Origin of the sequence: Streptomyces sp. NPDC050625, assembly GCF_040654755.1 — a bacterium.
Lineage (GTDB): Bacteria > Actinomycetota > Actinomycetes > Streptomycetales > Streptomycetaceae > Streptomyces.
Genome location: NZ_JBFAIQ010000007.1, coordinates 84,682 through 110,875, shown reverse-complemented (window position 1 = coordinate 110,875; position 26,194 = coordinate 84,682). Strand labels below are relative to the sequence as shown.

Genomic DNA, 26,194 nt, shown 5'->3' with positions numbered 1-26,194 from the left:
GCCCCATCAGTCCAGCCACACATAGCCCGCGAGCCGTCCGGTGGTGCGGTCGCGTCGGTACGAGAAGTGGTCGCCCGACTCGAGCGTGCACACCGGCGACTGCTCCCGGTCGTGCACCCCGAGCCGTTCGAGCTGCGCGTGCACTCCGGCGCTCACATCGACCGCCGGTGTGCCCCAGCTCGTCTCCGAGTGCGCCGTCGGTTCGACGGCGGCGACCTCGGCGCGCATCGCCTCCGGCACTTCGTAGCACCGGCCGCAGACGGCGGGCCCGGTGCGGGCGACGATCCGGGACGGCTCGGCGCCGAGCTCCACCATGGCCCGTACGGCGGCGGGGACGACCCCGGCCACCATCCCGGGACGGCCCGCGTGGGCCGCGGCGGCGATCTTGGCGACCGGATCGGCGAGCAGCACCGGCACACAGTCGGCGGTGAGCACGGCCAGGGCGAGTCCGCGGCGGGCGGTGACGACCGCGTCGACCGAGGGGATCTCGGCGGCGGGGTCCCAAGGTCCGTCCACCACGACCACGTCGGCGCCGTGCACCTGCTTCATCCAGACCACTCGGCCCGGGTCGACCCCCAGGGACTCGGCCGCGAGTTCGCGGTTGGCCCGGACGGCGGCGGGGTCGTCGCCGACCGCGCCGCCGAGGTTGAGCTCTTCGTACGGAACGGCGCTCACCCCGCCCCACCTGTCGGTGAAGGCGAAGTGCGCGCCGTTCACGGTGTCGCGCTGTCCTATCACTTCAGGAAGTCCGGCACGTCCAGTTCCTCGGCCGCGCTGTCTGCGTAGGTCCGCGGCGCCGGGGTGATCGGCGGGACGGCCGGGGTCTCGTTCACCGGGGCGGGAACGGGCTCCGGCTCCTCCTTCGGGGTCACGCTGCCGAGCGAACCGAAGGACGGGCGGCTCTCCGGCTGCCGCACCGGAGCGGGCTCGTCACGACGGGCGGAGGCCGAGGCCGAGCCGAGGACGTTGTCCCGGCGGGCCGGCGGCTGGCCGCCGTCGAAGCCGGCCGCGATCACGGTGACCCGGACCTCGTCGCCGAGGGCGTCGTCGATGACCGCGCCGAAGATGATGTTGGCCTCGGGGTGGGCGGCCTCGCTGACCAGCTGGGCGGCCTCGTTGATCTCGAACAGACCGAGGTCGGAGCCACCGGAGATGGACAGCAGCACGCCCCGCGCGCCATCGATGGAAGCTTCGAGCAGCGGAGAGGAGATCGCCATCTCGGCCGCGGCCACCGCACGGTCGTCGCCGCGGGCCGAGCCGATGCCCATGAGGGCGGAGCCGGCCTCGGACATGACCGACTTGACGTCGGCGAAGTCGAGGTTGATCAGGCCGGGGGTGGTGATGAGGTCGGTGATGCCCTGGACACCGGAGAGCAGAACCTGGTCGGCCGACTTGAAGGCGTCGAGCACCGAGACCTGGCGGTCCGAGATGGACAGCAGCCGGTCGTTCGGGATGACGATGAGGGTGTCGACCTCTTCGCGGAGCTCGGCGATGCCGTCCTCGGCCTGGTTCGCCCGGCGCCGTCCCTCGAAGGTGAACGGGCGCGTGACCACGCCGATGGTGAGGGCACCCAGGGAGCGCGCGATGTTGGCCACGACGGGCGCGCCGCCGGTGCCGGTGCCGCCGCCTTCACCGGCCGTCACGAAGACCATGTCGGCCCCCTTGAGGACCTCCTCGATCTCCTCGCGGTGGTCCTCGGCGGCCTTGCGGCCGACGGCCGGGTTGGCTCCGGCTCCGAGTCCGCGCGTCAGTTCGCGGCCGACGTCGAGCTTGACGTCGGCGTCGCTCATCAACAGCGCCTGCGCGTCGGTGTTGATGGCGATGAACTCGACACCCTTGAGACCGACCTCGATCATCCGGTTGATGGCATTGACACCACCGCCGCCGACACCGATGACCTTGATGACTGCGAGGTAGTTCTGCGGTGCTGCCACGTCGAAGGCCTCTCGCCTCGAATTACGTTGCCGTCGTCTCGCGGGTCCGCCGCGCTCCGCCGACTGATGCCGAATGGGACGGTCCGAGCGCCGACCCGAACCCTAACGCTGAAGTTTAGGGTTACCAGTGTTTCCGTTCCTTGGAGTCTTCTGAACAGGACACTAAGTCGACAAGTGGCGCACGTTCAACGAACACGCCGAACCTCCCGTTTTTCTTTTCACCCTATGTGATCAGGCATAGCGGTGCCCAACCAGGGTGCTGGCCTGCGCTGATGTGCGTCAACTCCCCGCTGACGCAGGGGCGGTGGGAACACTGACATCGAAGTGCCGTGCGCCGGGCGAAGCTTTCATCAGTGCGGTGAGGGTGCGGGCCTTGGCGCGGCCGCTCTCGGAGCTGCCCCAGGCGACCGTGCGGCCGCCGGTCAACTCCAGCGAGATGTCGTCGTAGGAACGGACCTTGACGGCTCTCGTGTCGTGCGCGACGGCGGCCGGAATGTCGCCGGCGACCCGGACCGCCTCCCGCACGAGCCGGTCCGGCCCGAAGCGCCGCAGGCTCGCGGTGGCCGAACCCCGGCGAGGTGCCTTCAATTCCAGCGTCGGAACGCCTTTCGGCGCCTGTGAAACCGTGGCGAAACGGACACCTTCGTCGTCCACTTCGACAAACTTTCCGGCCTTTTGGACAAGGAGGACCGCGGTACGCTCGGTCACTTTCAGCCCGATTCCCCCGGGCCAGGAACGGACCACATCAACCGTGTCAATTCGGGGCAATTTCTTGCGGAGTCGGGCCCCGATCGCATCGGTGTCGACCGAAATCAGCGGCTCCCCGACCGGCACATCGGCGGCCTCGCGCACCTGTGCGGGCGTCAGGACACGGGTCCCGGAGACCGACACATGGTGCACGCGCAGCCACTGCGAGCCGTACAACAGCCAGACGGAACCGGCACCGAGGAGCCCGACGACGACCGCCAGGATGACGATCGTACGAACGCGGGGATTCTTCAACCGTCGGACGAGCGGCGGGCCGGACGACTCCTGCTGGCGGTCACCACGCTCGGTGGTGGTCGGTCCGGCCACGCGCGCGCTCCTTCACGGCTCGATTGCCCTCCGGGGCGCCCCTTCGGACTAGCGGCGGTGCGAGGCGATCGCCTCGTACACCATGCCGACGAGCAGGTCGTCGGCGTCCCGGCGGCCGAACTCACCGGCGGCGCGGGACATCTCGTACAACCGGTGCGGATCGGCGAGCACGGGCAGGACGTTCTGCTGGACCCACTCGGGGGTCAGCTCCGCGTCGTCGACCAGCAGTCCGCCTCCGGCCTTGACCACCGGCTGGGCGTTGAGCCGCTGTTCGCCGTTGCCGATGGGCAGCGGGACATAGGCGGCCGGGAGTCCGACGGCGGAGAGCTCGGCGACGGTCATCGCGCCGGCGCGGCAGAGCATCATGTCGGCCGCGGCGTACGCGAGGTCCATCCGGTCCAGATAACTTACCGGGATGTAGGGGGGCATCCCCGGCATCTGCTGCACGTGCGGCAGTTCGTTCTTCGGGCCGACCGCGTGCAGGATCTGGATGCCGGCCTGCTGGAGCCAGGGAGCGACCTGCTGGACCACCTCGTTGAGGCGGCGGGCGCCCTGCGAGCCGCCGGAGACGAGCAGCGTGGGCAGGTTCGGGTCCAGGCCGAAGCGGGCGCGGGCCTCGGGACGCATGGCCGCGCGGTCCAGCGTGGCGATGGAGCGGCGCAGCGGGATGCCGATGTAGCGCGCGTTGCGCAACTTGCTGTCCGGCGTGGAGACGGCGACCTGGGCCGCGTACCGGGAGCCGATCTTGTTGGCGAGTCCGGGCCGGGCGTTGGCCTCGTGGATCACGATCGGCACACCGAGGCGCTTGGCGGCGAGATAGCCGGGCAGGGCCACGTAGCCGCCGAAGCCGACCACGCAGTCGGCCTTGGTGCGCTCCAGGATCTGCTCGGTCGCCTTGATCGTGCCGCGCAGCCGGCCCGGGACGGTGATCAGCTCCGGCGTCGGCTTGCGCGGCAGCGGCACCGCAGGAATCAGCGCGAGCTCGTAGCCGCGCTCGGGCACGAGCCTGGTCTCCAGGCCGCGCTCAGTGCCCAGGGCCGTGATCCCCACGGTGGGGTCCTGCCTGCGCAGGGCGTCCGCGAGGGCGAGCGCGGGCTCGATGTGGCCGGCGGTCCCCCCACCGGCGAGTACGACATGCACCGAAATTCACCGCTCTCCGGACGAGCGCGCCGCAGAGGCACGCCGTCGCATCGTGTTCCATCTCCGGGGTCCCGGAGTACCCCCGGCCCGCTTTCTACCAAACCGAGGTTGCCGCATGGCAAGTGCCGCCCGCGCGGCGGGCTCGTCGCGCGCGAAGGCGACCAGCAGCCCGATGGCGAACATGGTCGGCAGCAGGGCGGAACCTCCGTAGGAGAACAGCGGGAGAGGGACGCCGGCGATCGGCAGCAGACCGAGCACCGCACCGATGTTGATCACTGCCTGCGCGGTGATCCAGGTGGTCACGCCTCCCGCGGCGTACCTCACGAAGGGGTCCTCCGTGCGTCCGGCCACGCGGATACCCGCATAGCCTAGAGCCGCGAAGAGGGCCAGTACCGACAGCGTCCCGGCGAGGCCCAGTTCCTCACCGGTGACGGCGAAGATGAAGTCGGTGTGGGCTTCGGGTAGTTGGCCCCATTTTTCCACGCTCGCGCCGAGGCCGGAGCCGAAGAGCCCGCCGGAGGCGAGGGCGTAGATGCCGTGCACGGCCTGCCAGCAGTCGGTGACCCCGGAGCGCGGCTCGGTGGCGCCGATGCAGGCGAGCCGGGCCATGCGGTTGGGGCTGGTCTTGATCAGGATCACACCGATCGCGGAGGCGACCGAGAGCACGCCGACGAACAGCCGGGTGGGCGCTCCCGCCAGCCACAGCAGCCCGAACAGGATCGCGGTGAGGATGATCGCCGTGCCCATGTCGCCGCCGAGCATGATCAGCCCGAGCAGCAGGAAGGCGACCGGGACCAGCGGCACCAGCATGTGCTTCCACTGGGTCAGCAGCTTCTTCTCCTGCTTGCGCGCGATCAGGTCCGCGCCCCACAGCACCAGCGCCAGCTTGCCGAACTCGCTCGGCTGGATCTGGAAGGAGCCGCCGAGGGAGATCCAGTTCTGGTTGCCGTTGACCGCCATCCCTATCCCCGGCACCTGCACCAGGACCATCAGGAACACGGCGCCGGCGAGGATCGGGTAGGCCAGCGCCCGGTGCAGTTTCACCGGCATGCGGGAGGCGGCGAACATCAGACCGCCGCCGATGACGGCGGCCAGGAACTGCTTGCGGAAGAAGTACGAGCCCGGCAGCGCCAGCTGGAGCGCGGTGATCTGGGAGGCCGAGTAGACCATCACCAGGCCGAGCACTGTGATCAGCAGGCTGCCGCCGAGGATCAGGTAGTACGCGGTCAGCGGCCGGTCCCAGGCCTTTCGCGCGCGCGTGTAGAGCCGTCGTACGGGGTTCTCACGCGGGACGCGGGGGGCCGTGGGCCGTCCGGCGGTCCGCCGGACCGGCGGACGCCCCGTACGACTACCGGACATCCCCGGCTCCTCCCGGCCCGATCCACATGCGAGTCACGCGTCCCTCCCAGGGTCCCGAAGCACCCGCTGTGGCCGAGACCCGCCGTCAGGCGCCCGCGCCGAGTTCGCGAACCGCCTCCGCGAACGCGTCACCGCGCTTGTTGTAGTTGGTGAACATGTCCATGGAGGCGCAGGCCGGGGCGAGGAGCACCGTGTCGCCGGGCCGCGCGAGCCGCTTCGCCTCCTGGACCGCCTGGAGCATCGCCCCAGTGTCGGTCCGGTCGAGGTCGACGACGGGTACTTCCGGGGCGTGTCGCGCGAGGGCGTCGCGGATCAGGGCGCGGTCGGCGCCGATGAGGACGGCGCCGCGAAGCCGCTTCGCCGACTTGGCGACCAGCTCGTCGAAGGTCGCGCCCTTCGCCAGACCGCCCGCAATCCATACGATCGACTCATATGCCGCCAACGAGGCTTCCGCGGCATGCGTGTTGGTGGCCTTGGAGTCGTCGATGTACGCGACCCCGTCCACGTCGGCCACGTGCGCGATGCGGTGCGCGTCCGGCCTGAAGGCCCGCAGCCCGTCCCGTACGGCCGTGGCGGGCACCCCGAAGGCACGGGCGAGGCCCGCCGCGGCAAGGGCGTTGGCGATGTTGTGCGGGGCGGGCGGGTTGACGTCGGAGACCTCCGCCAGCTCCTGCGCGTTCTTGTGGCGGTTCTCGACGAAGGCGCGGTCGACCAGGATGCCGTCCACGACACCGAGTTGGGAGGGTCCCGGGGTGCCGAGGGTGAAGCCGACGGCCCGGCAGCCCTCCTCGACGTCCGCCTCGCGCACCAGGTCCTCGGTGAGCTTGTCGGCCACGTTGTAGACGCAGGCGACCCGATTCCCCTCGTAGATACGGCCCTTGTCGGCGGCGTACGCCTCCATGGAGCCGTGCCAGTCGAGGTGATCGGGCGCCAGGTTCAGTACGGCGGCCGAGTGGGCGCGCAGCGACGGCGCCCAGTGGAGCTGGTAGCTGGAGAGCTCGACGGCCAGGACGTCGTACTCCTCCTCGCCGAGGACGGCGTCGAGGAGCGAGACGCCGATGTTGCCGACGGCGGCCGTGCGCAGGCCCGCCGCCGCCAGGATGGAGGCGAGCATCTGGACGGTCGTGGTCTTGCCGTTGGTGCCGGTGACGGCCAGCCAGGGGGCGGCGTCCGGGCCGCGGAGCCGCCAGGCCAGCTCGACGTCGCCCCAGATCGGCACGCCCGCCTCGGCCGCCGCCGTGAACAGCGGCTTGTCCGGCTGCCAGCCGGGTGCGGTGACGATGAGCTCGGTGCCCTCGGGCAGGGTCGCGCCGTCGCCGAGGCGCACGGTGATGCCGAGCGCCTCCAGGTCGGCCGCCTGGGCGCGGGCACGCTCGTCGTCGCCGTCGTTGACGACCGTGACGAGGGCGCCGAGCCCGTGCAGCACCTTGGCCGCCGGGACGCCGGAGACGCCGAGCCCGGCGACGGTGACGTGCTTGCCCCGGAATTCGAACGCGCCGGAAGACGCCGAAGCCGCCGAGGACACCGATGAGGTCACTTGTCCGCTGCCCATCCCGCGTAGAAGAGGCCCAGTCCGACGATGACACAGATGCCCTGAATGATCCAGAATCGGACCACTACGAGGACTTCGGACCAGCCTTTGAGTTCGAAGTGGTGCTGGAGTGGTGCCATCCGGAAGACGCGCTTGCCGGTGAGCTTGAAGGAGCCGACCTGGATGACGACCGACATGGTGATCAGGACGAACAGGCCACCGAGGATGGCGATCAGCAGCTCGGTGCGGGAGCAGATGGCGAGACCCGCGAGCACACCGCCGAGCGCGAGCGAACCGGTGTCACCCATGAAGATCTTGGCGGGCGAAGTGTTCCACCACAGGAAGCCGAGGCAGGCGCCCATCAGCGCGGAGGAGACGACCGCGAGGTCGAGCGGGTCGCGCACCTCGTAGCAGGCGTTGGGGTTGGTCAGGGTCCCCGCGTTGGCGCAGGACTCCTGGAACTGCCAGACGCCGATGAAGGTGTAGGCGCCGAAGACCAGCACGGAGGCGCCGGTGGCGAGACCGTCCAGACCGTCGGTGAGGTTCACGCCGTTCGACATCGCCAGGATCATGAACAGCGCCCAGACCACGAACAGCACCGGGCCGATGGTCCAGCCGAAGTCGGTGATGAACGACAGCTTGGTGGAGGCCGGGGTGTTGCCGCGCGCGTCCGCGAACTGGAGCGAGAGCACGGCGAAGGCGATGCCGCCGAGCAGCTGGCCGGCCATCTTGGCCTTGGCCCGCAGACCCAGCGAGCGCCGCTTGACGATCTTGATGTAGTCGTCGAGGAAGCCGACCAGACCCATGCCGGTCATGAGGCCGAGCACCAGGAGGCCGGAGTAGGTCGGCGCGTAGCCGGTGATCACCTTGGACAGGAAGTACGCGGCGATCGTCGCCAGGATGAAGGCGATACCGCCCATGGTCGGCGTACCGCGCTTGCTGGCGTGCTCGCGGGGGCCGTCGTCGCGGATGTACTGGCCGTAGCCCTTGCGCGCGAGGAGCTTGATCAGCAGCGGGGTGCCGATCAGGGTGAGGAACAGACCAATGACACCCGCGAACAGGATCTGCTTCATCATCGGGCGGCAACCTCACCCTCGGCACCGGACTCGAGCAGCGCCTGGGCAACGCTCTCCAGACCCACCGAACGGGACGCCTTCACGAGTACGACGTCCCCCGGGCGCAACTCGCTGCGCAACAGGTCGACCGCCGCCTGTGCGTCGGACACGTGCACCGACTCCTCACCCCACGAACCCTCGTTATATGCGCCCAGTTGCAGCCAGGACGCTTCCCTGTCCCCGACCGCGACGAGCTTGCTGACGTTGAGCCGGACGGCGAGCCGTCCGACCGCGTCGTGCTCGGCGAGCGCCTCGTCCCCGAGCTCGGCCATCTTGCCGAGCACCGCCCAGGTCCGCCGCCCCTTGCCCATGGCCGCGAGCGCGCGCAGAGCGGCTCGCATGGACTCGGGATTGGCGTTGTAGGCGTCGTTGACGATGGTCACGCCGTCCGGGCGCTCGGTGACCTCCATCCGCCAGCGGGAGAGGGTGCCCGCCTCGGAGAGCGCGGTGGCGATCTCTTCCGCGGACATGCCCAGCTCATGGGCGACGGCGGCCGCGGCGAGCGCGTTCGACACGTGGTGCTCACCGTACAGGCGCATGGTCACATCGCTTGCACCGGAGGGTGTGTGAAGCCTGAAGGAGGGCTGTCCGCTGTCCGTGAGTCGTACGTTCTCGGCGCGTACGTCCGCTTCGGCCGACTCTCCGAAAAGGATCACCTTCGCCTTGGTACGGGAGGCCATGGCCCGGACCAACGGATCGTCGGCGTTGAGGATCGCCGCTCCGTCCTCGGGAAGCGCCTCCACGAGCTCGCCCTTCGTCAGGGCGATCTGCTCGCGGCCGCCGAACTCGCCGATGTGCGCGGTGCCCACGTTGAGCACCAGGCCGATCCTCGGCGGGGTCAGCTCGGTGAGGTGACGGATGTGGCCGAGGCCGCGGGCGCCCATCTCCAGCACGAGGAACTTCGTCTCCTCGGTGGCGCTGAGGGCGGTCAGCGGCAGCCCGATCTCGTTGTTGAGGGAGCCGGGGGTGAAGACGGTCGGCGCCTTGCTGCGCAGCACCTGGGCGACGAGGTCCTTGGTGCTGGTCTTGCCCGCCGAGCCGGTGAGGGCCACGAGGGTCGCGCCGAGGCGGCCGACGACATGCCGGGCCAGGGCGCCGAGGGCGCGCTGGACGTCGTCGACGACGATCGCGGGCACGCCGACGGGGCGCGTCGCCAGTACGGCGACCGCGCCCGCCTCGACGACGGCCGCCGCGAAGTCGTGGCCGTCCACGCGTTCGCCGGCGAAGGCGACGAAGAGGCTGCCGGGCACCACCTCGCGGGAGTCCCGGACGACCGGTCCGGTGACCTGGACGGACGGATCCGGTATGTCGTGCGTCTGCCCGCCGACGACTGCTGCGATCTCGGCGAGGGAGAGGGCGATCACAAGTTCATCCCTGGGTCTTCTGGATAGCTTCGCGGAGCACCTGGCGGTCGTCGAAGGGACGGACCACTCCGGCGATGTCCTGGCCCTGCTCGTGCCCCTTGCCCGCGACCAGCACCGTGTCGCCGGGCGCGGCACGGCCCACCGCGGCGGCGATCGCGGCGGCCCGGTCCTCGAAGAGGAGCACCTCACCGCGCTCGTGCACGGGTACGGACGCCGCGCCCTGGAGCATGGTGGCGAGGATCGCCAGGGGATCCTCTGAACGGGGGTTGTCGGAGGTCAGTACGGCCGTGTCGGCGAGCCGCGCCGCGGCGGCGCCCATCGGGGAGCGCTTGGTCCGGTCGCGGTCACCGCCGCAGCCGAGGACGACGTGCAGCCTGCCCTTGGTGACCTTGCGCAGCGCCTTGAGCACCGATTCGACCGCGTCGGTCTTGTGGGCGTAGTCGACGACCGCGAGGTACGGCTGTCCGGCGTCCACCCGCTCCAGGCGGCCCGGCACGCCCGGTACGGCGGCGACGCCGTCGGCGGCGGTCTGCGGGTCGAGGCCCGCGGCGGCGAGGGCGACCACGGCGGCGAGGGTGTTCGCCACGTTGAACGGGCCCGGCAGCGGCGACTTCGCGGTGATCCGCTCGCCCCGGGGGCCGACGACGGTGAACGTCGAGTCCATCGGGCCGATCCGGACGTCCTCGGCACGCCAGTCGGCGTCGGGGTGTCCCTCGGCGGAGAAGGTGACCACCGGGACGGAGGCCTCCTCGGCGAGCCGGCGGCCGTATTCGTCGTCGAGGTTGACCACCCCGCGTTTGCTGCGCTGCGGCGTGAACAGCTGTGCCTTGGCCCGGTAGTAGTCCTCCATGTCGGAGTGGAACTCCATGTGTTCCGGGCTGAGGTTGGTGAAGACGGCGATGTCGAAGACGCAGCCGTCGACCCGGCCGAGGACCAGGGCGTGGCTGGAGACCTCCATGGCGACCGCCTCGACGCCGCGCTCGCGCATGACGGCGAACAGGGCCTGGAGGTCGGTGGCCTCGGGGGTGGTGCGCTCGGACTTGATGCGCTCGTCGCCGATGCGCATCTCGACCGTGCCGACCAGACCGGTGGACTTCACCGTCCTGAGGCCGCCCTCGACGAGATAGGCGGTGGTGGTCTTGCCGGAGGTGCCGGTGATGCCGATCTGGAGCAGATCACGGCCGGGACGGCCGTAGATCGTGGCCGCCAGCTCGCCCATCCGCGCGCGCGGGTCGTCGACCACCAGGACCGGCAGGCCGGTCGCGGCGGCGCGCTCGGCGCCCGTCGGGTCGGTCAGCACGGCGACCGCGCCCAGGCCCGCGGCCTGGGTGACGAAGTCGGCGCCGTGCAGCCGGGCACCCGGGAGGGCGGCGTACAGGTCGCCGGGGCGGACGGCGCGCGAGTCGTGGGTGATGCCCGTGACCTCGGCGGCAGGGTGCGAAGTGGCGGCACCCAGCTGATCGGCGAGCTCCGCGAGGGGTGTGGCGGAGACCTGAACCGGTCGTGGCGGCCCCGGGTAGGTCACGGAAGCGCCCTTCTGGGTGGTTTGGGACTGATCAGCGTGTGGCACGGCGGTGAGCGTACCGGGCGCACCCGCCGTGGAGCGAAGCGAGGGGCCGGAGGGGCCGTGGTTCCCGGGATCCTGGGTGATCGTTCTCACGAGCTCGTTCCTGGTGGTCTGTGCGAGGTACCGGTGCAGGTCAGGGCTTGTAGGTGACCGGCAGGTTCGCGGCCTTGGCCCCGGTCGGCGGGATCTGGAGGGTCTTCAGGGCGAACTCCATCACCTGCTTGTAGATGGGGCCGCAGATCTGGCCGCCGAAGTAGCTGCCGGCGGTGGCGTTCTGGATGGCGCAGTAGACGGTGATCCGGGGGTTGTCCGCGGGTGCGAATCCGGCGAATGAAGAGGTGTAGCCGCGGTACTTGCCGGTGGCCGGATCCACGCGGTTGGCCGTACCCGTCTTGCCCGCGACGCGGTAGCCGGGGATGCGCGCCTTGGTGCCGGTGCCCTCCCGGTCGTCCACGACGGACTCCAGCATCTGGGCGACGGTCTTCGCCGTCTTGTCGCTGATCACCCGGGTCTTCTCGGGCTTGGCGGCGGGGGTGAAGCGGCCGTCGGCGCCCTCGGTGCCGCGCACCAGGGTGGGTTCGATACGGACGCCGCCGTTGGCGATCGTCGAGTAGACGGAGGCCGCCTGCATGGCGTTGAGGGACATGCCCTGGCCGAAAGGAATCGTGTACTGCTGCGACGTCGACCACTTGTCCGCGGGCGCGAGGATGCCCTTGGTCTCACCGGGGAAGCCGAGTCCGGTGTAGCTGCCGAGGCCGAACTTCTTCAGATAGGAGTAGAGGACGTCGTTGGCCTCCCGCTGGGTCTTTCCGAGCTGGCCGGCGGCCAGGATGGTGCCGATGTTGCTGGACTTGGCCAGGACGCCGTTGAGCGTGAGGTACCAGGTCCCGTGGTCGACGTCGTCCTGGAAGAGGCGGTCGCCGCGGTGCAGCCGGTTGGGGACGACGACATGGGTGAGCGGGGTGGCGGCGTTCTCCTCCAGTACGGCCGACATCGACATCACCTTGGCGGTGGAGCCGGGCTCGTAGGCGTCCTGGAGGGCCGGGTTGCCCATCGCGGCGGAATCCGCCTTCGACAGGTCGTTCGGGTCGAAGCCGGGTGAGTCGGCCATGGCGAGGATCTCGCCGGTACGGGTGTCCTGTACGACGACATAGCCGCGGTCGGCCCTGGACTTCTTCACCTGCTCGGCGATGGCGTTCTGCGCGGCCCACTGGATGTCGCGGTCGATGGTGAGCTCGACGTCGGCTCCGGGCACGGCGGGGGTCTCGGTGGAGCCCGCGGTGGGCACCTCGCGGCCGCCGGACTGGGCGTAGCGGATCTTGCCGTCCGTGCCGGTCAGCGTCTTGTTCAGCTGCTGCTCGATGCCGCCGCCGCCCTTGCCCTCGGCATTGACCCAGCCCAGTATCCCGGCGGCGAGGTCGCCGTTCGGGTACACGCGCTTGCTGCTGGGGTCGGAGAAGACACCGGCGAGGACGTTGACGGTGGTCTTGTCGGTGCTCGCCTTCTGGGCGAGCGCGCTCCTCAGGTCCTTGATCTGGTTCCAGACCTGCGGGGTCCGGCGGCCGGCGAGTTTGACGTAGCGCAGGTCCTTGTTGGCGGGCCGCAGCTTGCGGACGAGTGTGTCCTGGTCCTGCCCGACGATCGGCGCGAGGAGTGCGGCCGCCCGCTCCGGGCCGTCGTCGATGCCGAGCTGCTTGCGCGTGAACATCGTCGGGTCGGCCGTGATGTCGTACGCGTCCTCGCTGATCGCCAGGGCCACGCCGTTGCGGTCGGTGATCCCGCCGCGCTCGGCGGCGAGGGTGTGGACGACATACCGGTTCTGCTCGGCCTTGGCCGCGTACGCGCTCGCGTCGACGGCCTGCACCTGGAGCAGCCGCACCACGAAGGCGAGCAGCACCAGGGTCAGCGCGAGACTGACCATGCGCAGGCGTGGGCGGTGGCTGCCGAGGCGCAACGGGCGGGCGGCCGCCGGGCGGGCCTGCTGGGGGCGGCGGACCGGGCGGGCCCCGGGCCCGGGACCGGGTTGCCGACGGCCACCGTTCCCGGGCCGGGACGGCTTGGCGGGGCCGGGCACGCGGCGGCGCGGCGGTTCCCTGTCGGACACTTCCGTCACCTGCCGGGGGTCGGGGTCGTGGCGGGCTGGGGGGTGGAGGCGGGCGTCGGTGGCGCCGCGGAGGCGGGGGCCGGTGAGGTGGGGACCGGGGAGGTGGGGGTCGGGGCGCCCGGTGTGGTCTGCCGGGCCGGGGACGCGGGGGCGGGGGCGGGGGCGGCCGGGAGGATCGCCTCGGGCGGGAGGGGCGCGGTCGTGGTCGTGGCGGACTGCCGCAGGGCGGCGGGGCCGGGGACGCCCTTGACGGTGCCGTCGGGGTCGAGGAAGGCCGGGTCGCCGCCGGGCACCATGCCGAGTTCACGGGCACGGCGCTGGAGGGCGTCGGGGGCGGAGTAGGCGTCGATGTCCCGCTGGAGGGCCTGCTGCTCGTCGGTGAGGTTCTTCGTCTGTTTCTGGAGGTCGTCCAGCCGGAACGAGCCTTCGCTGAGCGCCGAGTTCAGCACCAGGAGCCCGATGAGACCACCGGCGAGGAGCAGGACGACGAGGAGGACGAACGGCGTCCGGGCCGCCTGCCCCCGCCCGGCCGGAAAGAGCCGTGCGAGCCGGGCGGCCCTCCCCCTCAGTTCGGGTTTCCTACTCACATGCCCTCCGGTGAGTTCGGGTACCCAACTCACTCACGCCCCTCATACGACGTCTTCCCTGATGCGCTGGGCCCCGCGCAGCCGCGCCGGAGCCGCCCGGCGGTTCTCGGCGACCTCTTCCTCGGTGGGAAGTTCGGCACCGCGCGTGAGCAGCTTGAGCCGGGGCTGGTAGCGCTCGGGCACGACCGGTAGTCCGGGTGGCGCGGTGTTCGCGGCACCGGCCGCGAACACCTGCTTGACCAGGCGGTCCTCCAGCGAGTGGTACGACAGCACGGCGATCCGCCCGCCCACGTCGAGCGCCTTGACCGCGGCCGGGATCGCCCGCTCCAGGACGGACAGCTCTCCGTTGACCTCGATCCGCAGCGCCTGGAAGGTGCGCTTGGCCGGGTTGCCGCCGGTCCGCTTGGCGGCCTGCGGCAGGGCATCGCGGATCAGCTCCACGAGCCGCGCGCTGTTGTCGAACGGCTCCTTGTCGCGCTCGCGGACGATCGCGGCGACGATCCGCTTGGCCTGCTTCTCCTCGCCGTACGCCCGCAGGATCCGCACCAGCTCGCCCGCCGGGTAGGTGTTGAGGACCTCGGCCGCGCTGATGCCGGTCGTCTGGTCCATGCGCATGTCGAGGGGCGCGTCCTGGGCGTAGGCGAAGCCGCGGTCGGCCTCGTCGAGTTGCATGGAGGAGACGCCGAGGTCGAACAGGACGCCCTGCACGCGCGTGATGCCGAGCCGTTTCAGTACGTCGGGGAGCTCGTCGTACACGGCGTGCACGAGGGTGGCCCGCTCACCGAAGGGCGCGAGCCGCTCGCCGGACAACCGCAGGGCCTCCTTGTCCCGGTCGAGGGCGACGAGCCGGGCCTCGGGGAACCGGCTCAGCAGCGCCTCGCTGTGGCCGCCCAGGCCCAGGGTGCAGTCGACGACCACCGCTCCCGGCCGCTCCAGTGCGGGCGCCAGCAGATCCAGGCACCGCTGGAGCATCACCGGGACGTGTCGACTCTGGCTCAAGGGGGCCTCTCAGGTCCGGCGCGGGCCGTACGCACCGCCGGGTCCCCGCCCGCTCGTGAAGGGGAGGCCTGCCGGCGCCGGAAGCGTCAGCCGACCGGGAGCGGGAGGAGGCCGAGCCGTACGTACGCGCCGCGCACGTGGGGAGACGGTCCGGACGGAGCCGGGATCTCCGGGGAAGTCAGTCCAGCAGGGAGAGTCTCGCCTCCCGCTTCGCGTCACTTTAGTCCACCCTGTCTCGCGGTCAATCAACCGGCCTGCGCGTCGCGGACCGCGCCTCGGGCAGGAGCGCATTTCGACGGCAATCACCCGTCCGGCACAGGTTTGCCCTCCGTGTGGGTTAGCTCACAACAAGCCACGATGACGTTCTTTGTCCACTCTCACAACAGGCTCGTACCAGCGGTGACCAGTAACGTCATGGGTATGACGACTTCCGCAGCAGTTCCCACTGGATCCGAAGGCGCCATAACTCACGGCGGCACCGTGACGGATCGCCTGGTCGAGGCCAACCAGCACTACTCCGCCGCCTTCTCCGACCCCGGCATGGACGCGCACCCCGTCCTCCATGTCGCCGTCGTGGCCTGCATGGACGCCCGGCTCGACCTGCACGCCGCGCTCGGCCTGGAGCTCGGCGACTGCCACACCATCCGCAACGCGGGCGGCGTGGTCACCGACGACGTGATCCGCTCGCTCACCATCAGCCAGCGCAAGCTGGGCACGCGCAGCATCGTCCTCATCCACCACACCGGCTGCGGCCTGGAGTCCCTCACCGAGGACTTCCGCACCGAACTGGAGATGGAGGTCGGCCAGCGCCCGGCCTGGGCCGTGGAGTCCTTCCGGGACGTCGACCAGGACGTACGGCAGTCCATGCAGCGGGTGCGCACCTCGCCGTTCCTGCTGCACACCGACGATGTGCGCGGCTTCGTGTTCGACGTCAGGACGGGTCTGCTGCGCGAGGTCGACCCGGCCTGACCGGCCCGCCGACGGCCCGTCCGCTACGCAACGTCCCGCCACCGGCATCGAAAATGCCGGTCGAAAGCGCCGTAAGACCGACATAGTGCAGGCAGTTGTCCACAGGCGAGTGACACGAATCGGTAACGGCAGCAAGAATGCGGGGTGTGGCGTCACGCGGAACCATTCACGCGTGGTGTCCGTGTTCGGGGTGGGCCGGTCCGCATCGCAGAGCGACGGCCCGGAGTAAGAACGGGCCGAGGAGGGCCGGGTGACGACCTATGACGATCGAGCGAGCCTCACTGATCTGACTGCCACTGTGGAGCGGGTCCGCAGTTCGGTGGAGGGAGTGATCGAGGGCAAGCCCGAGGTCGTACGGCTTTCGCTGACCGTGCTGCTCGCCGAGGGACATCTTCTGATCGAGGACGTTCCCGGGGTGGGCAAGACCATGCTGGCCAAGGCGCTGGCGCGGTCCATCGACTGTTCGGTGCGGCGTATCCAGTTCACGCCCGACCTGCTGCCGTCGGACATCACCGGCGTGTCCATCTGGGACCAGCAGCGGCGGGACTTCGAGTTCAAGCCGGGCGCCATCTTCGCGCAGATCGTGATCGGCGACGAGATCAACCGCGCCTCGCCCAAGACCCAGTCCGCGCTGCTGGAGTCCATGGAGGAGCGCCAGGTCACCATCGACGGGCAGACCTATGAACTGCCCAGCCCGTTCATGGTGGTGGCCACGCAGAACCCGGTCGAGATGGAGGGCACCTACCCTCTGCCCGAGGCCCAGCGCGACCGTTTCATGGCCCGGGTCTCCGTCGGCTACCCCAGTGTGGAGGCCGAGTTGCAGATGCTCGACATCCACGGCGGGGCGAGCCCGCTGGAGGACCTCCAGCCGGTGGCCCACGCGCACGACATCGTGAAGCTGATCGAGGCCGTGCGGGGCGTCCATGTCGCCGAACCGGTCCGGCGGTACGCGGTGGACCTGGTCGCCGCCACGCGTACGCACCCCGATCTGAGACTCGGCGCCTCACCGCGCGCGACGCTGCACCTGCTGCGCGCGGCGAAGGCGTCGGCCGCCCTCAGCGGCCGGGAGTACGCGCTGCCGGACGATGTGCAGGCCCTCGCCGTGGCGGTCCTGGCACACCGGCTGCTGCCGACGGCCCAGGCCCAGCTCAACCGTCGTACCTCGGAGCAGGTCGTCCAGGAGATCCTGCAGCACACCCCGGTGCCCGCGGCGCCCCAGCAGCAGTCCGGCTTCGGCGGCCTGGTCCGGGGCACGCCCACCTATCCCTCGCAGCCTCCGCGGAGGCTGTGATGACGGCCGGGGGAACCGGGCAGGCGGAGACCGAGCGCGACGAGAAGGGCGGCGTCCGTACGGCCCTGGCGGGGCTGACCACCCGCGGGCGGTCCTTCCTGGCCGCGGGCATCGCGGCCGCGATCTGCGCCTACGTCCTCGGGCAGAGCGATCTGCTGCGGGTCGGGCTGCTGCTGGCCGTCCTGCCCCTGATCTGCGCGACCATGCTCTACCGCACCCGTTACCGGGTGGCCGGCAGCCGTCGGCTCGCCCCCTCGCGGGTGCCGGCCGGCAGCGAGGCCCGGGTCCATCTGCGGATGGACAACGTCTCGCGGCTGCCCACGGGACTGCTGATGCTGCAGGACCGGGTGCCGTACGTGCTCGGTCCCCGGCCCCGCTTCGTCCTGGACCGGGTGGAGCCGGGCGGCCGCCGCGAGGTGTCCTACCGGGTCCGCTCGGACCTGCGCGGCCGCTATCCGCTCGGCCCGCTCCAGCTGCGTCTCACGGATCCGTTCGGGATGTGCGAACTGACCAGGTCCTTCTCGACGTTCGACACCCTGACCGTGATCCCGCGCGTGGAGTCGCTGCCGCCGGTCCGGTTCAGCGGTGAGGCGAAGGGGTACGGCGACGGGCGGCAGCGCTCACTGGCCCTGGCGGGCGAGGACGACGTGATCCCGCGCGGGTACCGCTACGGCGACGACCTGCGCCGTGTCCACTGGCGTTCCACCGCCCGCTACGGCGAGTTGATGGTGCGCAGGGAGGAGCAGCCGCAGCGCTCCCGCTGCACGGTGCTGCTCGACACGCGCGGCATCGCCTTCGCGGGCGCGGGTCCGGACTCGCCCTTCGAGTGGGCGGTGTCGGGCACCGCGTCGGTCCTGGTCCACATGCTCGAACGCGGCTTCTCGGTGCGGCTGTTGACCGACACCGGCAGCGCCGTGCCCGGCGAGGGCACCGACGGGTTCGCGGGCGCCAGCCAGGAGACCGCGGACGCCGCCGGGCTGATGATGGACACCCTCGCCGTGATCGACCACTCGGACGGCTCGGGGCTCTCCCGGGCCTACGACGTGCTGCGCGGCGGCAACGAAGGACTGCTGGTCGCCTTCCTGGGCGACCTCGACGACGAACAGGCCGCGGTGGTGTCCAAGATGCGCCAGCGCAGCGGCGGCGCGGTCGCGTTCCTGCTGGACAGCGACGCGTGGATGCGCGAGCCGATCGATGTGCCCGCCCCTACGGCGCAGCAAGGGGAGCGGCTGCGCCTGCTGCGGGAGTCGGGCTGGACCGCCGTGAGCGTCCCCCGGGGCGCCTCACTGAGCGAACTGTGGCGCCAGGCGGACCGCGAACGCACGGGCGTCGCCGCGGTGTCCGGCGGAGAGGCACTGTCATGAGTGGGCGGGCACGGCTGGCCATCTGTGCCGCCGCGGCGACGTTGATGGCGGCGTGTGCGCTGCTGCCGCTGGTGGACAAGCCCACGTGGCTGCTGCAGGCGGTCTTCCTGGTGGCGATGCAGACGGGGGTGGGCGCGGCGACCCGCCGGGTGCCGCTGGCCCGGCCGCTGACCGTGGCGGCACAGGCGCTCACCACGCTGATGCTGCTGACCCTGATGTTCGCCCGGGAGCACGCGATCGCCGGGCTGATCCCCGGTCCGGACGCGATCCGGCACTTCGCCGATCTGTTCCAGCAGGGCTCGGAGGACGTCAACCAGTACGCGATCCCGGCACCGCTGTCCGACGGCATCCGGCTGATGCTCGTCGGCGGCGTCCTGGTGATCGGGCTGATCGTGGACACCCTCGCGGTGACCTTCCGCAGCGCGGCCCCGGCCGGGCTGCCCCTGCTCGCGCTCTACTCGGTGGCCGCGGGGTTGTCCGACGGCGGCGCCGACTGGCTGTGGTTCCTGGTCGCGGCGGCCGGCTATCTGATGCTGCTCCTGGCCGAGGGCCGGGACCGGCTCTCCCAGTGGGGCCGCGTCTTCGGCGGCGCGCCGCGCGCCCCGGGCGAGCCCGCGGGCAACGCGGTGGCGCCGGTCCGCACCGGCCGCCGTATCGGCGCGGTCGCGCTCGGCGTCGCCCTGTTCGTGCCGCTCGCCCTGCCCGCGATGCAGGGCGGCCTCCTGGACGGCACCGGAACCGGCGTGGGCGCGGGCAACGGGAACGGCGGCACGATCTCCGCGGTCAACCCCCTGGTGTCGCTGCGCGACAGTCTGAACGTGAACCAGGACCGCCAGGTCCTGTCCGTGAAGACCGACACCAACGACATCTCCGACCTGTATCTGCGCATCGTCTCCCTGGACGACTTCGACGGCGTCACCTGGAAGCCGTCCCAGCGGCACATCGTCGGCGTACCGGACCGGTTCCCCACGCCGATCGGCCTGGGCCAGGGGATCAAGCGCACGACGGTCACGACCACCATCTCGGCGGCGGACTGGTACGCCCAGGACTGGCTGCCGATGCCCTACCCGCCGAGCAGCGTGAAGGTCGGCGGCAGCTGGCGCTACGAACCCGTGGGCATGACGCTCGTCGGCGACCACGGCCAGAACACCCGCGGCGCGACCTACCGGGTGACCAGCCTGGACGTACAGCCCTCCGCGGAGCAGCTGGCCACCGCGCCGGAGCCGTCGGCGGCGCTGAAGCGCGACTACACCAAGGTGCCCTCCTCGCTCCCGTCGGTCGTGGCCAAGACCGCCAGGGAGGTCACCGACGGCGCGACGAGCCACTACGACCAGGCGGTCAAGCTCCAGGACTACTTCGCCGTCACGGGCGGCTTCCAGTACGACACCCAGGTGGAGGTCGGCAGGGGCCGCAACGCGATCGCCGCCTTCCTGCAGAAGAAGCAGGGCTTCTGTGTCCACTTCTCCTTCGCGATGGCCGCGATGGCCCGCACGCTGGGCATCCCGGCCCGGGTCGCGGTGGGCTTCGCGCCCGGTTCCCCGCAGGCGGACGGCTCGGTGTCGGTCGGTCTGAAGGACGCGCACGCCTGGCCCGAGCTGTACTTCGAGGGCGTGGGCTGGACCCGCTTCGAGCCGACCCCGACCCGCGGTACGACCCCCTCGTACACCCAGACGGACACGCCCGGCAGCTCCCTGCCGGACCAGGTGCGCCCGTCCCAGGCGGCGAGCGCGGTGCCCTCGACGGAGGCCTCGCCGAGCGAGAGCTGCACGGCCCAGCAGCGCAAGCAGGACGCGTGCTCCAGCCCGTCCGCGGCGGCCGTGCCGCACACGGACGACAACGGTCCCCGGTGGTGGGAGTACGCGCTGTGGGCGCTCGGCGGGCTGGCCGTCGTGACGATCCCGCTGGCGCCGATGCTGTGGCGGATGCGGCTGCGGGCCGTGCGGCTGGGCGGGCATGCCCGTACCGACGAGGGCGCGGCGGCCCACGCGCTGGCGGCCTGGCAGGAACTGACCGACACCGCATGGGACTTCGGCATCATGCCGGACGACTCGCAGACCCCGCGCAAGGCGGCCGCCCGGATCGTCCGGCTCGGGCATCTGGACCCGGTGGCCGGGGCCGCGGTGCACCGGGTGGCCGACGCCGTGGAGCAGGTCCTCTACGCGCCGCGGCCGCGCGCGACGGCGGGGCTCGCCGAGGACGTGCGCCGGGCCGTCGGCGGGCTGAAGGGCACGGTCGGCCGCGGTACGCAACTGCGCGCGCGGTTCGCCCCACGGTCCAGTGTGCGGGTGCTGTGGGCGGTCTCGGCCCGGTGGGCGTCGCTCAGGGCCCGCACGGCGGCGGCCCGGCCCACCCTGCGCAGGCCGTCGGGCCAGCGGGGCTGAGGACGGACCAGCGGGCGCCGAGGACAGAACTGAGGGGTGACCACCGGTGGGTGGTCACCCCTCAGGGCGTCTCGCTCGGATCTTCCGGCGAAGCAGGCGCGGTACTAGTGGCCTTGTTCGTCCCGGCGGCGCTGCCAGCGCTGTTCGATGCGGTCCATCATGGAACGCTTCGGCCGTCCCTGACGGCGGGCATGCGGGGTGCCGGCGGGCTGTTCGCCCGGCTTGGGAGCCTTGCGCCACCCCGTTACGGCGAGTACCGCACAGCCCAGCATGACGAGGAAGCCCACCACGCTGACCCAGATCTGCTGTGCGACCATTCCGGCCATGAGGAGCGCGATACCTACGAGGAAGCCCGCCACCGCCTGGTAGACCCGTCGCCGGGTGTACGTGCGCAGCCCGCTTCCCTCAAGCGCTGTCGCGAACTTGGGATCTTCGGCGTACAGCGCTCGCTCCATCTGCTCGAGCATGCGCTGCTCGTGCTCCGAGAGCGGCACGGAGTCCTCCTCATCGTGCAGTCGCCGGGGCGACCCGGGGGTCCCTTCAGGATAGGCAGGGAATCGCCCCCGTGAAACCCGCCCCTCTACGCCAATTGGCCAACCGGAATCCCGCCATGGCCGGCCCGGCTCGCTGAGGCTTCCATTCCCCGGCGGCCGACCCGTCATGCCGGGCGGTCTCCCTCGATCATACGGCGCAAACCGCTCGATCGGGGGGCCTGTGGCGTACTCCATGTGCGCCCGCGGCGCTGATCAGCAGCGTGACTCGGGGGGGGCGGCTCAGGCCCCGGTCGCACCGCTCGTCTCGCCCAGGACGTGCAGCTGGGTGGCGACGGAGTGGAACGCGGGCAGCTCGGCCGCCGCGGCCTCCAGCTTCAGCAGGGCGTCCAGGGCCCCGGGCTCGGTGTCCACGAGGACGCCGGGTACCAGGTCGGCGAAGACCCGTACGCCGTGCACGGCGGCCACCCGCAGGCCCGCGGCCTCGACCAGTTCGGTGAGCTGCTCGGCGGTGAAGCGCCGCGGCATCGGGTCGCCGGTGCCCCAGCGGCCGGCCGGGTCCTCCAGCGCCTGCTTGGCCTCCGTGAAGTGGCCCGCGAGGGCGCGGGCGAGCACGGCGCCGCCGAGGCCGGCCGCGAGGAGGCTGAGGACGCCCTCGGAGCGCAGGGCGGCCACCGTGTTGCGGACGCCCTCGGCCGGGTCGTCCACGTACTCCAGGACGCCGTGGCACAGCACCACGTCGTAGCCGCCGCGCTCGACCACGTCGAAGAGCCCGTGGGCGTCGCCCTGCACGCCCCGGACCCGGTCGGCGACCCCGGCCTCGGCGGTCCGGCGCTCCAGCGCGAACAGCGCGTTCGGGCTGGGGTCGACGACGGTGACGCGGTGGCCGAGGCGCGCCAGGGGCACGGCGAAGTTGCCGCTGCCGCCGCCGGTGTCCAGCACGTCCAGCGAGTCCCGGCCCGTGGCCTTGACGCGGCGGTCCAGGGCGTCCTGGAGGACCTCCCAGACCACGGCGGTACGGAGGGAGGAACGGGGGCGCATCGGATCCGACACGGCAGTTGACTCCTCGGCACGGCACCGCCTGTTGCCCGGCGGCGCGAACGGGGTGCCTCCCCGGCCCGGGGTACCGGAGGAGGGAAGGCTGCAGGCGCTCTCCACCCTATTGCCTCCGGTGCCGTACCAGCTCACCGCGATGGTGTCCCGCCGCGTCCGTCTCGCACGGCGGACACCGGTCGCCCTCGGCCCGCTCCGCGGCGGGTGGTCAGCCCGCGTCCGGGAGCTCTCCGCGGGCGAGGGGGCGGTCCGGCCCGTCCGTGTCCTGGCGTGGCTGTGGCAGGACCGGCTGGAGCACCAGCATCCGCTCGACGAGGCGGACGAACATCGCCACGTCCCGTATGAGGTCGTCGGCGTCCCGCTGGGTGGCCGCGCCCTGGATGCCGGCCTCGGCCCGGGCGCGGCGCCGGGCGCCGGAGGCGAACAGCGCGCTCCACTCGGTGAGCTCGGGCGCGATCTCGGGGAGCACTTCCCAGGCGCTCCTGATGCGGGGGCGGCGCCTGGTGGAGGGCTCCGGGCGGCCTCGCGCGGCGAGGACGGCGGCGGCCGTGCGCAGGGCGGCGAGATGGGCCGTCGCATAGCGCTCGTTCGGTGTTTCGAGGACGGCGGCCTCGTCGAGTCCGGCGCGGGCCTGGGCGAGCAGGTCGAGGGCAGCGGGCGGGGCCGTGGTCCGGCGGAGCACGGGGTGCACATCGCTCGCCGGGCCGGTCAGTGAGGGGGCAGGGCCGGTGGCGCTGCGCCGACGTGCGGCGGCTGCGGACGAGTTGGCCATGACGAACCTCCTGTCGTCTGGGTGACGGCACGACCTGTCCGGTGATGCCGTATGTGCCCATCGTGAGGTATGCCACTGACAATCCGTTCTGACCTGGGGTTTTGCTTCGATCGAAAGTTCGGGCTAGTTTTTGCACTGACCAGTCAGTTCAAATGGGGAACGATCGGGGACGCGGGGAACGTCCCCGGGCCCCAGGGATGGGGGAGCTGTGAGCAGTCCGCCAGGACTCGCCGTCGCCGCCCGGGACTTCGGCCTCAAGGGCCCCCGGGGCTGGGCGTTCCAGGGGGTCTCCGTCGACGCGGAGCCCGGCTCGCTGATCGCCGTCGAGGGACCGTCCGGCTCCGGCCGGACGTGTCTGCTGCTCGCGCTCACCGGCCGGATGAAGGCCACCACGGGAACCGCGGCCGTGGGCCCGGCCCATCTGCCCAAGCAGCTCGCGGTGGTGCGCCGCCTCAGCGCGGTGGCCAACGTCGCCGGTGTCACCGACCTCGAACCGGCCCTGACCGTCGGCGAGCACCTGCGTGAACGGGCGCTGCTGCAGCGGCGGTTCGGGGATTCGCTGCGCGGGCTGATGCGGCCGCACCGGGAGCGGACGCTGGAGGCGAGGCTGAGGATCGACGCCGCGCTGGGTGCCGCCGGGCTCGACCGGGAGGCCCTGCCCAAGGGTTCCCGCACCGCCGTACGCGATCTGGAGCGGCTGGAGGCGCTGCGCCTGTCCGTCGCCCTCGCGCTCATCGGCAGGCCCCGGCTGCTCGGGGTGGACGACGTCGACCTGAAGCTCTCGGACGCCGAACGGGCCGAGGTCTGGGCCCTCCTGAGGTCCCTCGCCGAAGCCGGGACGACGGTCGTCGCGGTGTGCAGCCAGGCCCCGGACGACGCCGTGGTCATCTCGACCGGGACCACGAAGGAAACAAAGACCGAGACCGAGACCGAGACCGAGGCCAGCACCGGCAGCGGCACCGACACCGACACCGACACCACGATCGACGACCTGGCGAAGGAGGACGGCGATGCGCTCGCCGAGGCTGGCCGCGCTTGAGCTGAGGCGCTTCGGCCGGGGGAAGCTGCCGCGTGCCGCCCTGGTCGCGCTCCTGGTCCTGCCGCTGCTGTACGGCGCCCTGTACCTGTGGTCCTTCTGGGACCCGTACGGCCGTCTGGACCGCATCCCCGTGGCCCTCGTCAACGACGACAAGGGGGCGACCGCCGGCGGGAAGAGGATCACGGCGGGCGACGACATCGTCGGCGGGCTGCGGGACAGCAAGACCTTCGAGTGGCACGAGGTCGACGCGGCCGAGGCACGCAAGGGCGTCGAGAACGGCACGTACTACCTGTCGCTGACCATGCCGGCCGACTTCAGCCGGCGCGTCGCCTCCAGCTCGGGCGACTCCCCGGAGACGGGCGCCCTCCAGGTGCGTACGAACGACGCGAACAACTACATCGTCGGGCAGATATCCCGGACGGTCTTCAGCGAGGTGCGCACGGCCGCGTCCACCAAGACCTCCCGGTCCTTCCTGGACCGGATCTTCATCTCCTTCTCCGACATCCACGGGCAGACCGTGAAGGCCGCGAACGGCGCCGACAGGCTCAAGGGCGGCATCGGGAAGGCGGAGAAGGGCTCCAAGGACCTGGCGGACGGGCTGACGGACGCCAAGAGCGGCAGCGGCAAGCTGTCCAAGGGCCTGAAGAAGCTCAACACGGGCGCCGGCGACCTGGAGGACGGTTCGCAGCAGGTCTCCGAGGGCACGCAGACGCTCGCGGACAACGTCAACGGGGTCTACGACAAGGTCGGCCCGTTCCTCAAGGACAACGAGAAGACCATCGGTGACACGGCACAGCTGGTCGCCGACTCGGCCAAGGCGGTCGGCCACAACCTCGACGTCCTGGTGAAGGCCGCCCCGGGCGCCGCCAGGACCGCCCACGCGGCCTCCGAGGCGCTCGACGAGGTCTACCGGACGCACTGCGAGGCAACGGTGCTGCCCGACCCGATCTGCCCCGATCTGAAGAAGGCCAAGGAGGCCGCCGCGGACGTGGCCACGGTGGCCGACGACCTCAACACGCTGATCGCCGACCAGGACGGCGACCTGAAGACGCTCCGCGCCAACCTCGGCACGCTCCAGAAGCAGGCCCAGGCCCTGGCCGACCGCTCGCCGCACCTCTCCGAGGACGTCGACGACGCCGTCAAGAAGATCAACAAGCTGAACGACGGCGCGGGCAAGGTCGCCGCGGGCGCCAAGAAGCTGCACACCGGGCTGGGCACGGCCCGGACCGGCGCCGCCGATCTGGACGAGGGCGTCGGCAAGCTCAAGACGGGCGCCGAGGACCTCAACGGCGGCATGTACAAGCTCGTCGACGGCTCGGGGAAGCTGGCCGGCGGACTGCACGACGGGGCCGGGCGGATCCCCGACTACGACAAGAAGGACCGCGACCAGCGCACCGAGGTGATGGCCGACCCGGTCCAGCTCGCCTCCAGGGACCTGCACAAGGCGCCCAACTACGGCACCGGGTTCGCCCCGTACTTCATCCCGCTGTCCCTGTGGGTGGGCGCGATGGTGGCGTACATGCTGATCCAGCCGCTCAACCGGCGTGCCCTGGCGGCCGGTTCCGCCGCCTGGCGGATCGCGCTGGCGGGCTGGCTGCCGGTGGTCGCGGTCGGCGTGCTGCAGACGGCGGCGCTGATGGCGGTGCTGCACTGGGCGATCGGTCTGCAGATGGCCCGGGCGGCCGGGACGGTGGGCTTCCTGTTCCTGGTGGCGGCGTGCTTCGGGGCGCTCGTGCAGTGGCTGAACGCGCGCTTCGGGGCGGCGGGCCGGATCCTCGTGCTCGCCCTGCTGATGCTCCAGCTGACGTCGGCGGGCGGCACGTACCCCGTACAGACCAGTCCGGGCTTCTTCAACGCGATCCACCCCTTCCTGCCGATGAGCTATGTCGTCGCGGCGCTCAGAAGGCTGATCACCGGCGGCGGCCTGGGCCCGGTGTGGCAGGCGTGCGCCGTTCTGATCGCCTTCACGGCCGGTGCCCTGGCGCTGACCGCCCTGTCGGCCCGCCGCAGCCAGGTGTGGACCCTGGACCGGCTGCACCCGGAGCTGAGCCTGTGACAAC

21 protein-coding genes are annotated in these 26,194 nt (G+C 71.4%); 6 read left to right on the top strand and 15 right to left on the bottom strand.

Features of this window, described 5'->3' with window-relative positions:
* Window positions 1-6 precede the first annotated feature (6 nt).
* From pgeF to rsmH, 12 genes are all read right to left on the bottom strand, one after another.
* Window positions 7-738 carry a peptidoglycan editing factor PgeF gene (gene pgeF / locus AB0I54_RS18510; protein ID WP_363297054.1) on the bottom strand — a complete coding sequence of 244 codons (732 nt, stop codon included), beginning with the start codon at window positions 736-738 and terminating at the stop codon, window positions 7-9.
* On the bottom strand, window positions 735-1,934 hold the full coding sequence (gene ftsZ, locus AB0I54_RS18505) for a cell division protein FtsZ (RefSeq protein ID WP_363297053.1): 1,200 nt from the start codon (window positions 1,932-1,934) through the stop codon (window positions 735-737). The genes pgeF and ftsZ overlap by 4 nt, the downstream gene beginning before the upstream one ends.
* A 279-nt stretch (window positions 1,935-2,213) precedes the next feature.
* On the bottom strand, window positions 2,214-3,008 hold the full coding sequence (locus AB0I54_RS18500) for an FtsQ-type POTRA domain-containing protein (protein ID WP_363297052.1): 795 nt from the start codon (window positions 3,006-3,008) through the stop codon (window positions 2,214-2,216).
* Window positions 3,009-3,056: 48 nt separating this feature from the next.
* Window positions 3,057-4,148 carry an undecaprenyldiphospho-muramoylpentapeptide beta-N-acetylglucosaminyltransferase gene (gene murG, locus AB0I54_RS18495; protein WP_363297051.1) on the bottom strand — a complete coding sequence of 364 codons (1,092 nt, stop codon included), beginning with the start codon at window positions 4,146-4,148 and terminating at the stop codon, window positions 3,057-3,059.
* A gap of 6 nt (window positions 4,149-4,154) precedes the next feature.
* The gene (gene ftsW, locus AB0I54_RS18490) at window positions 4,155-5,507 is read right to left on the bottom strand and encodes a putative lipid II flippase FtsW (protein ID WP_363297050.1); all 1,353 of its coding nucleotides are present in this window, start codon (window positions 5,505-5,507) and stop codon (window positions 4,155-4,157) included.
* Between the two features lie 85 nt (window positions 5,508-5,592).
* Window positions 5,593-7,059 (bottom strand): UDP-N-acetylmuramoyl-L-alanine--D-glutamate ligase, encoded by a 1,467-nt coding sequence (murD, locus tag AB0I54_RS18485; protein ID WP_363297049.1) that lies wholly within the window; start codon window positions 7,057-7,059, stop codon window positions 5,593-5,595.
* A complete protein-coding gene (mraY, locus tag AB0I54_RS18480; protein WP_263216381.1) occupies window positions 7,041-8,111 on the bottom strand; it encodes a phospho-N-acetylmuramoyl-pentapeptide-transferase in 1,071 nt (356 codons plus the stop codon). The genes murD and mraY overlap by 19 nt, the downstream gene beginning before the upstream one ends.
* Window positions 8,111-9,517 carry a UDP-N-acetylmuramoyl-tripeptide--D-alanyl-D-alanine ligase gene (gene murF, locus AB0I54_RS18475; RefSeq protein ID WP_363297048.1) on the bottom strand — a complete coding sequence of 469 codons (1,407 nt, stop codon included), beginning with the start codon at window positions 9,515-9,517 and terminating at the stop codon, window positions 8,111-8,113. The genes mraY and murF overlap by 1 nt, the downstream gene beginning before the upstream one ends.
* A gap of 4 nt (window positions 9,518-9,521) precedes the next feature.
* On the bottom strand, window positions 9,522-11,177 hold the full coding sequence (locus AB0I54_RS18470; protein ID WP_363297047.1) for a UDP-N-acetylmuramoyl-L-alanyl-D-glutamate--2,6-diaminopimelate ligase: 1,656 nt from the start codon (window positions 11,175-11,177) through the stop codon (window positions 9,522-9,524).
* 40 nt (window positions 11,178-11,217) lie between these two features.
* Window positions 11,218-13,188 (bottom strand): penicillin-binding protein 2, encoded by a 1,971-nt coding sequence (locus AB0I54_RS18465; protein ID WP_363297046.1) that lies wholly within the window; start codon window positions 13,186-13,188, stop codon window positions 11,218-11,220.
* 5 nt (window positions 13,189-13,193) lie between these two features.
* On the bottom strand, window positions 13,194-13,775 hold the full coding sequence (locus AB0I54_RS18460; protein ID WP_363297045.1) for a septum formation initiator family protein: 582 nt from the start codon (window positions 13,773-13,775) through the stop codon (window positions 13,194-13,196).
* Window positions 13,776-13,817: 42 nt separating this feature from the next.
* The gene (gene rsmH / locus AB0I54_RS18455) at window positions 13,818-14,774 is read right to left on the bottom strand and encodes a 16S rRNA (cytosine(1402)-N(4))-methyltransferase RsmH (RefSeq protein ID WP_363297044.1); all 957 of its coding nucleotides are present in this window, start codon (window positions 14,772-14,774) and stop codon (window positions 13,818-13,820) included.
* Between the two features lie 357 nt (window positions 14,775-15,131).
* Here rsmH and AB0I54_RS18450 point away from each other — a divergent pair, with 357 nt between their 5' ends.
* The 4 genes from AB0I54_RS18450 to AB0I54_RS18435 all read left to right on the top strand — a co-directional run bounded on the left by AB0I54_RS18450 (window position 15,132) and on the right by AB0I54_RS18435 (window position 20,779).
* A complete protein-coding gene (locus AB0I54_RS18450; protein WP_363297043.1) occupies window positions 15,132-15,743 on the top strand; it encodes a carbonic anhydrase in 612 nt (203 codons plus the stop codon).
* A gap of 250 nt (window positions 15,744-15,993) precedes the next feature.
* Window positions 15,994-17,034 carry a MoxR family ATPase gene (locus AB0I54_RS18445; RefSeq protein ID WP_363297042.1) on the top strand — a complete coding sequence of 347 codons (1,041 nt, stop codon included), beginning with the start codon at window positions 15,994-15,996 and terminating at the stop codon, window positions 17,032-17,034.
* On the top strand, window positions 17,034-18,398 hold the full coding sequence (locus AB0I54_RS18440) for a DUF58 domain-containing protein (protein WP_363297041.1): 1,365 nt from the start codon (window positions 17,034-17,036) through the stop codon (window positions 18,396-18,398). Before AB0I54_RS18445 ends, AB0I54_RS18440 begins: the two co-directional genes overlap by 1 nt.
* Window positions 18,395-20,779 carry a DUF3488 and transglutaminase-like domain-containing protein gene (locus AB0I54_RS18435; protein ID WP_363297040.1) on the top strand — a complete coding sequence of 795 codons (2,385 nt, stop codon included), beginning with the start codon at window positions 18,395-18,397 and terminating at the stop codon, window positions 20,777-20,779. The genes AB0I54_RS18440 and AB0I54_RS18435 overlap by 4 nt, the downstream gene beginning before the upstream one ends.
* Window positions 20,780-20,883: 104 nt before the next feature.
* On the opposite strand, the gene AB0I54_RS18430 is transcribed toward AB0I54_RS18435, so the two are convergent.
* From AB0I54_RS18430 to AB0I54_RS18420, 3 genes are all read right to left on the bottom strand, one after another.
* Window positions 20,884-21,273, bottom strand: coding sequence for a DUF3040 domain-containing protein (locus AB0I54_RS18430; protein WP_363297039.1), 390 nt, complete (start codon window positions 21,271-21,273; stop codon window positions 20,884-20,886).
* Window positions 21,274-21,552: 279 nt separating this feature from the next.
* Window positions 21,553-22,323 carry a methyltransferase gene (locus AB0I54_RS18425; protein WP_363297038.1) on the bottom strand — a complete coding sequence of 257 codons (771 nt, stop codon included), beginning with the start codon at window positions 22,321-22,323 and terminating at the stop codon, window positions 21,553-21,555.
* A 208-nt stretch (window positions 22,324-22,531) separates the two neighbouring features.
* Complete coding sequence (locus AB0I54_RS18420) at window positions 22,532-23,095, bottom strand: SAV_6107 family HEPN domain-containing protein (protein WP_363297037.1); 564 nt, start codon at window positions 23,093-23,095, stop codon at window positions 22,532-22,534.
* A gap of 208 nt (window positions 23,096-23,303) precedes the next feature.
* Between AB0I54_RS18420 and AB0I54_RS18415 the strand changes: the two genes are divergently transcribed.
* Together AB0I54_RS18415 and AB0I54_RS18410 are read left to right on the top strand one after the other, a co-directional pair.
* A complete protein-coding gene (locus AB0I54_RS18415; RefSeq protein ID WP_363297036.1) occupies window positions 23,304-24,134 on the top strand; it encodes an ATP-binding cassette domain-containing protein in 831 nt (276 codons plus the stop codon).
* Complete coding sequence (locus tag AB0I54_RS18410; protein ID WP_363297035.1) at window positions 24,106-26,190, top strand: YhgE/Pip domain-containing protein; 2,085 nt, start codon at window positions 24,106-24,108, stop codon at window positions 26,188-26,190. The genes AB0I54_RS18415 and AB0I54_RS18410 overlap by 29 nt, the downstream gene beginning before the upstream one ends.
* Window positions 26,191-26,194: the final 4 nt, after the last annotated feature.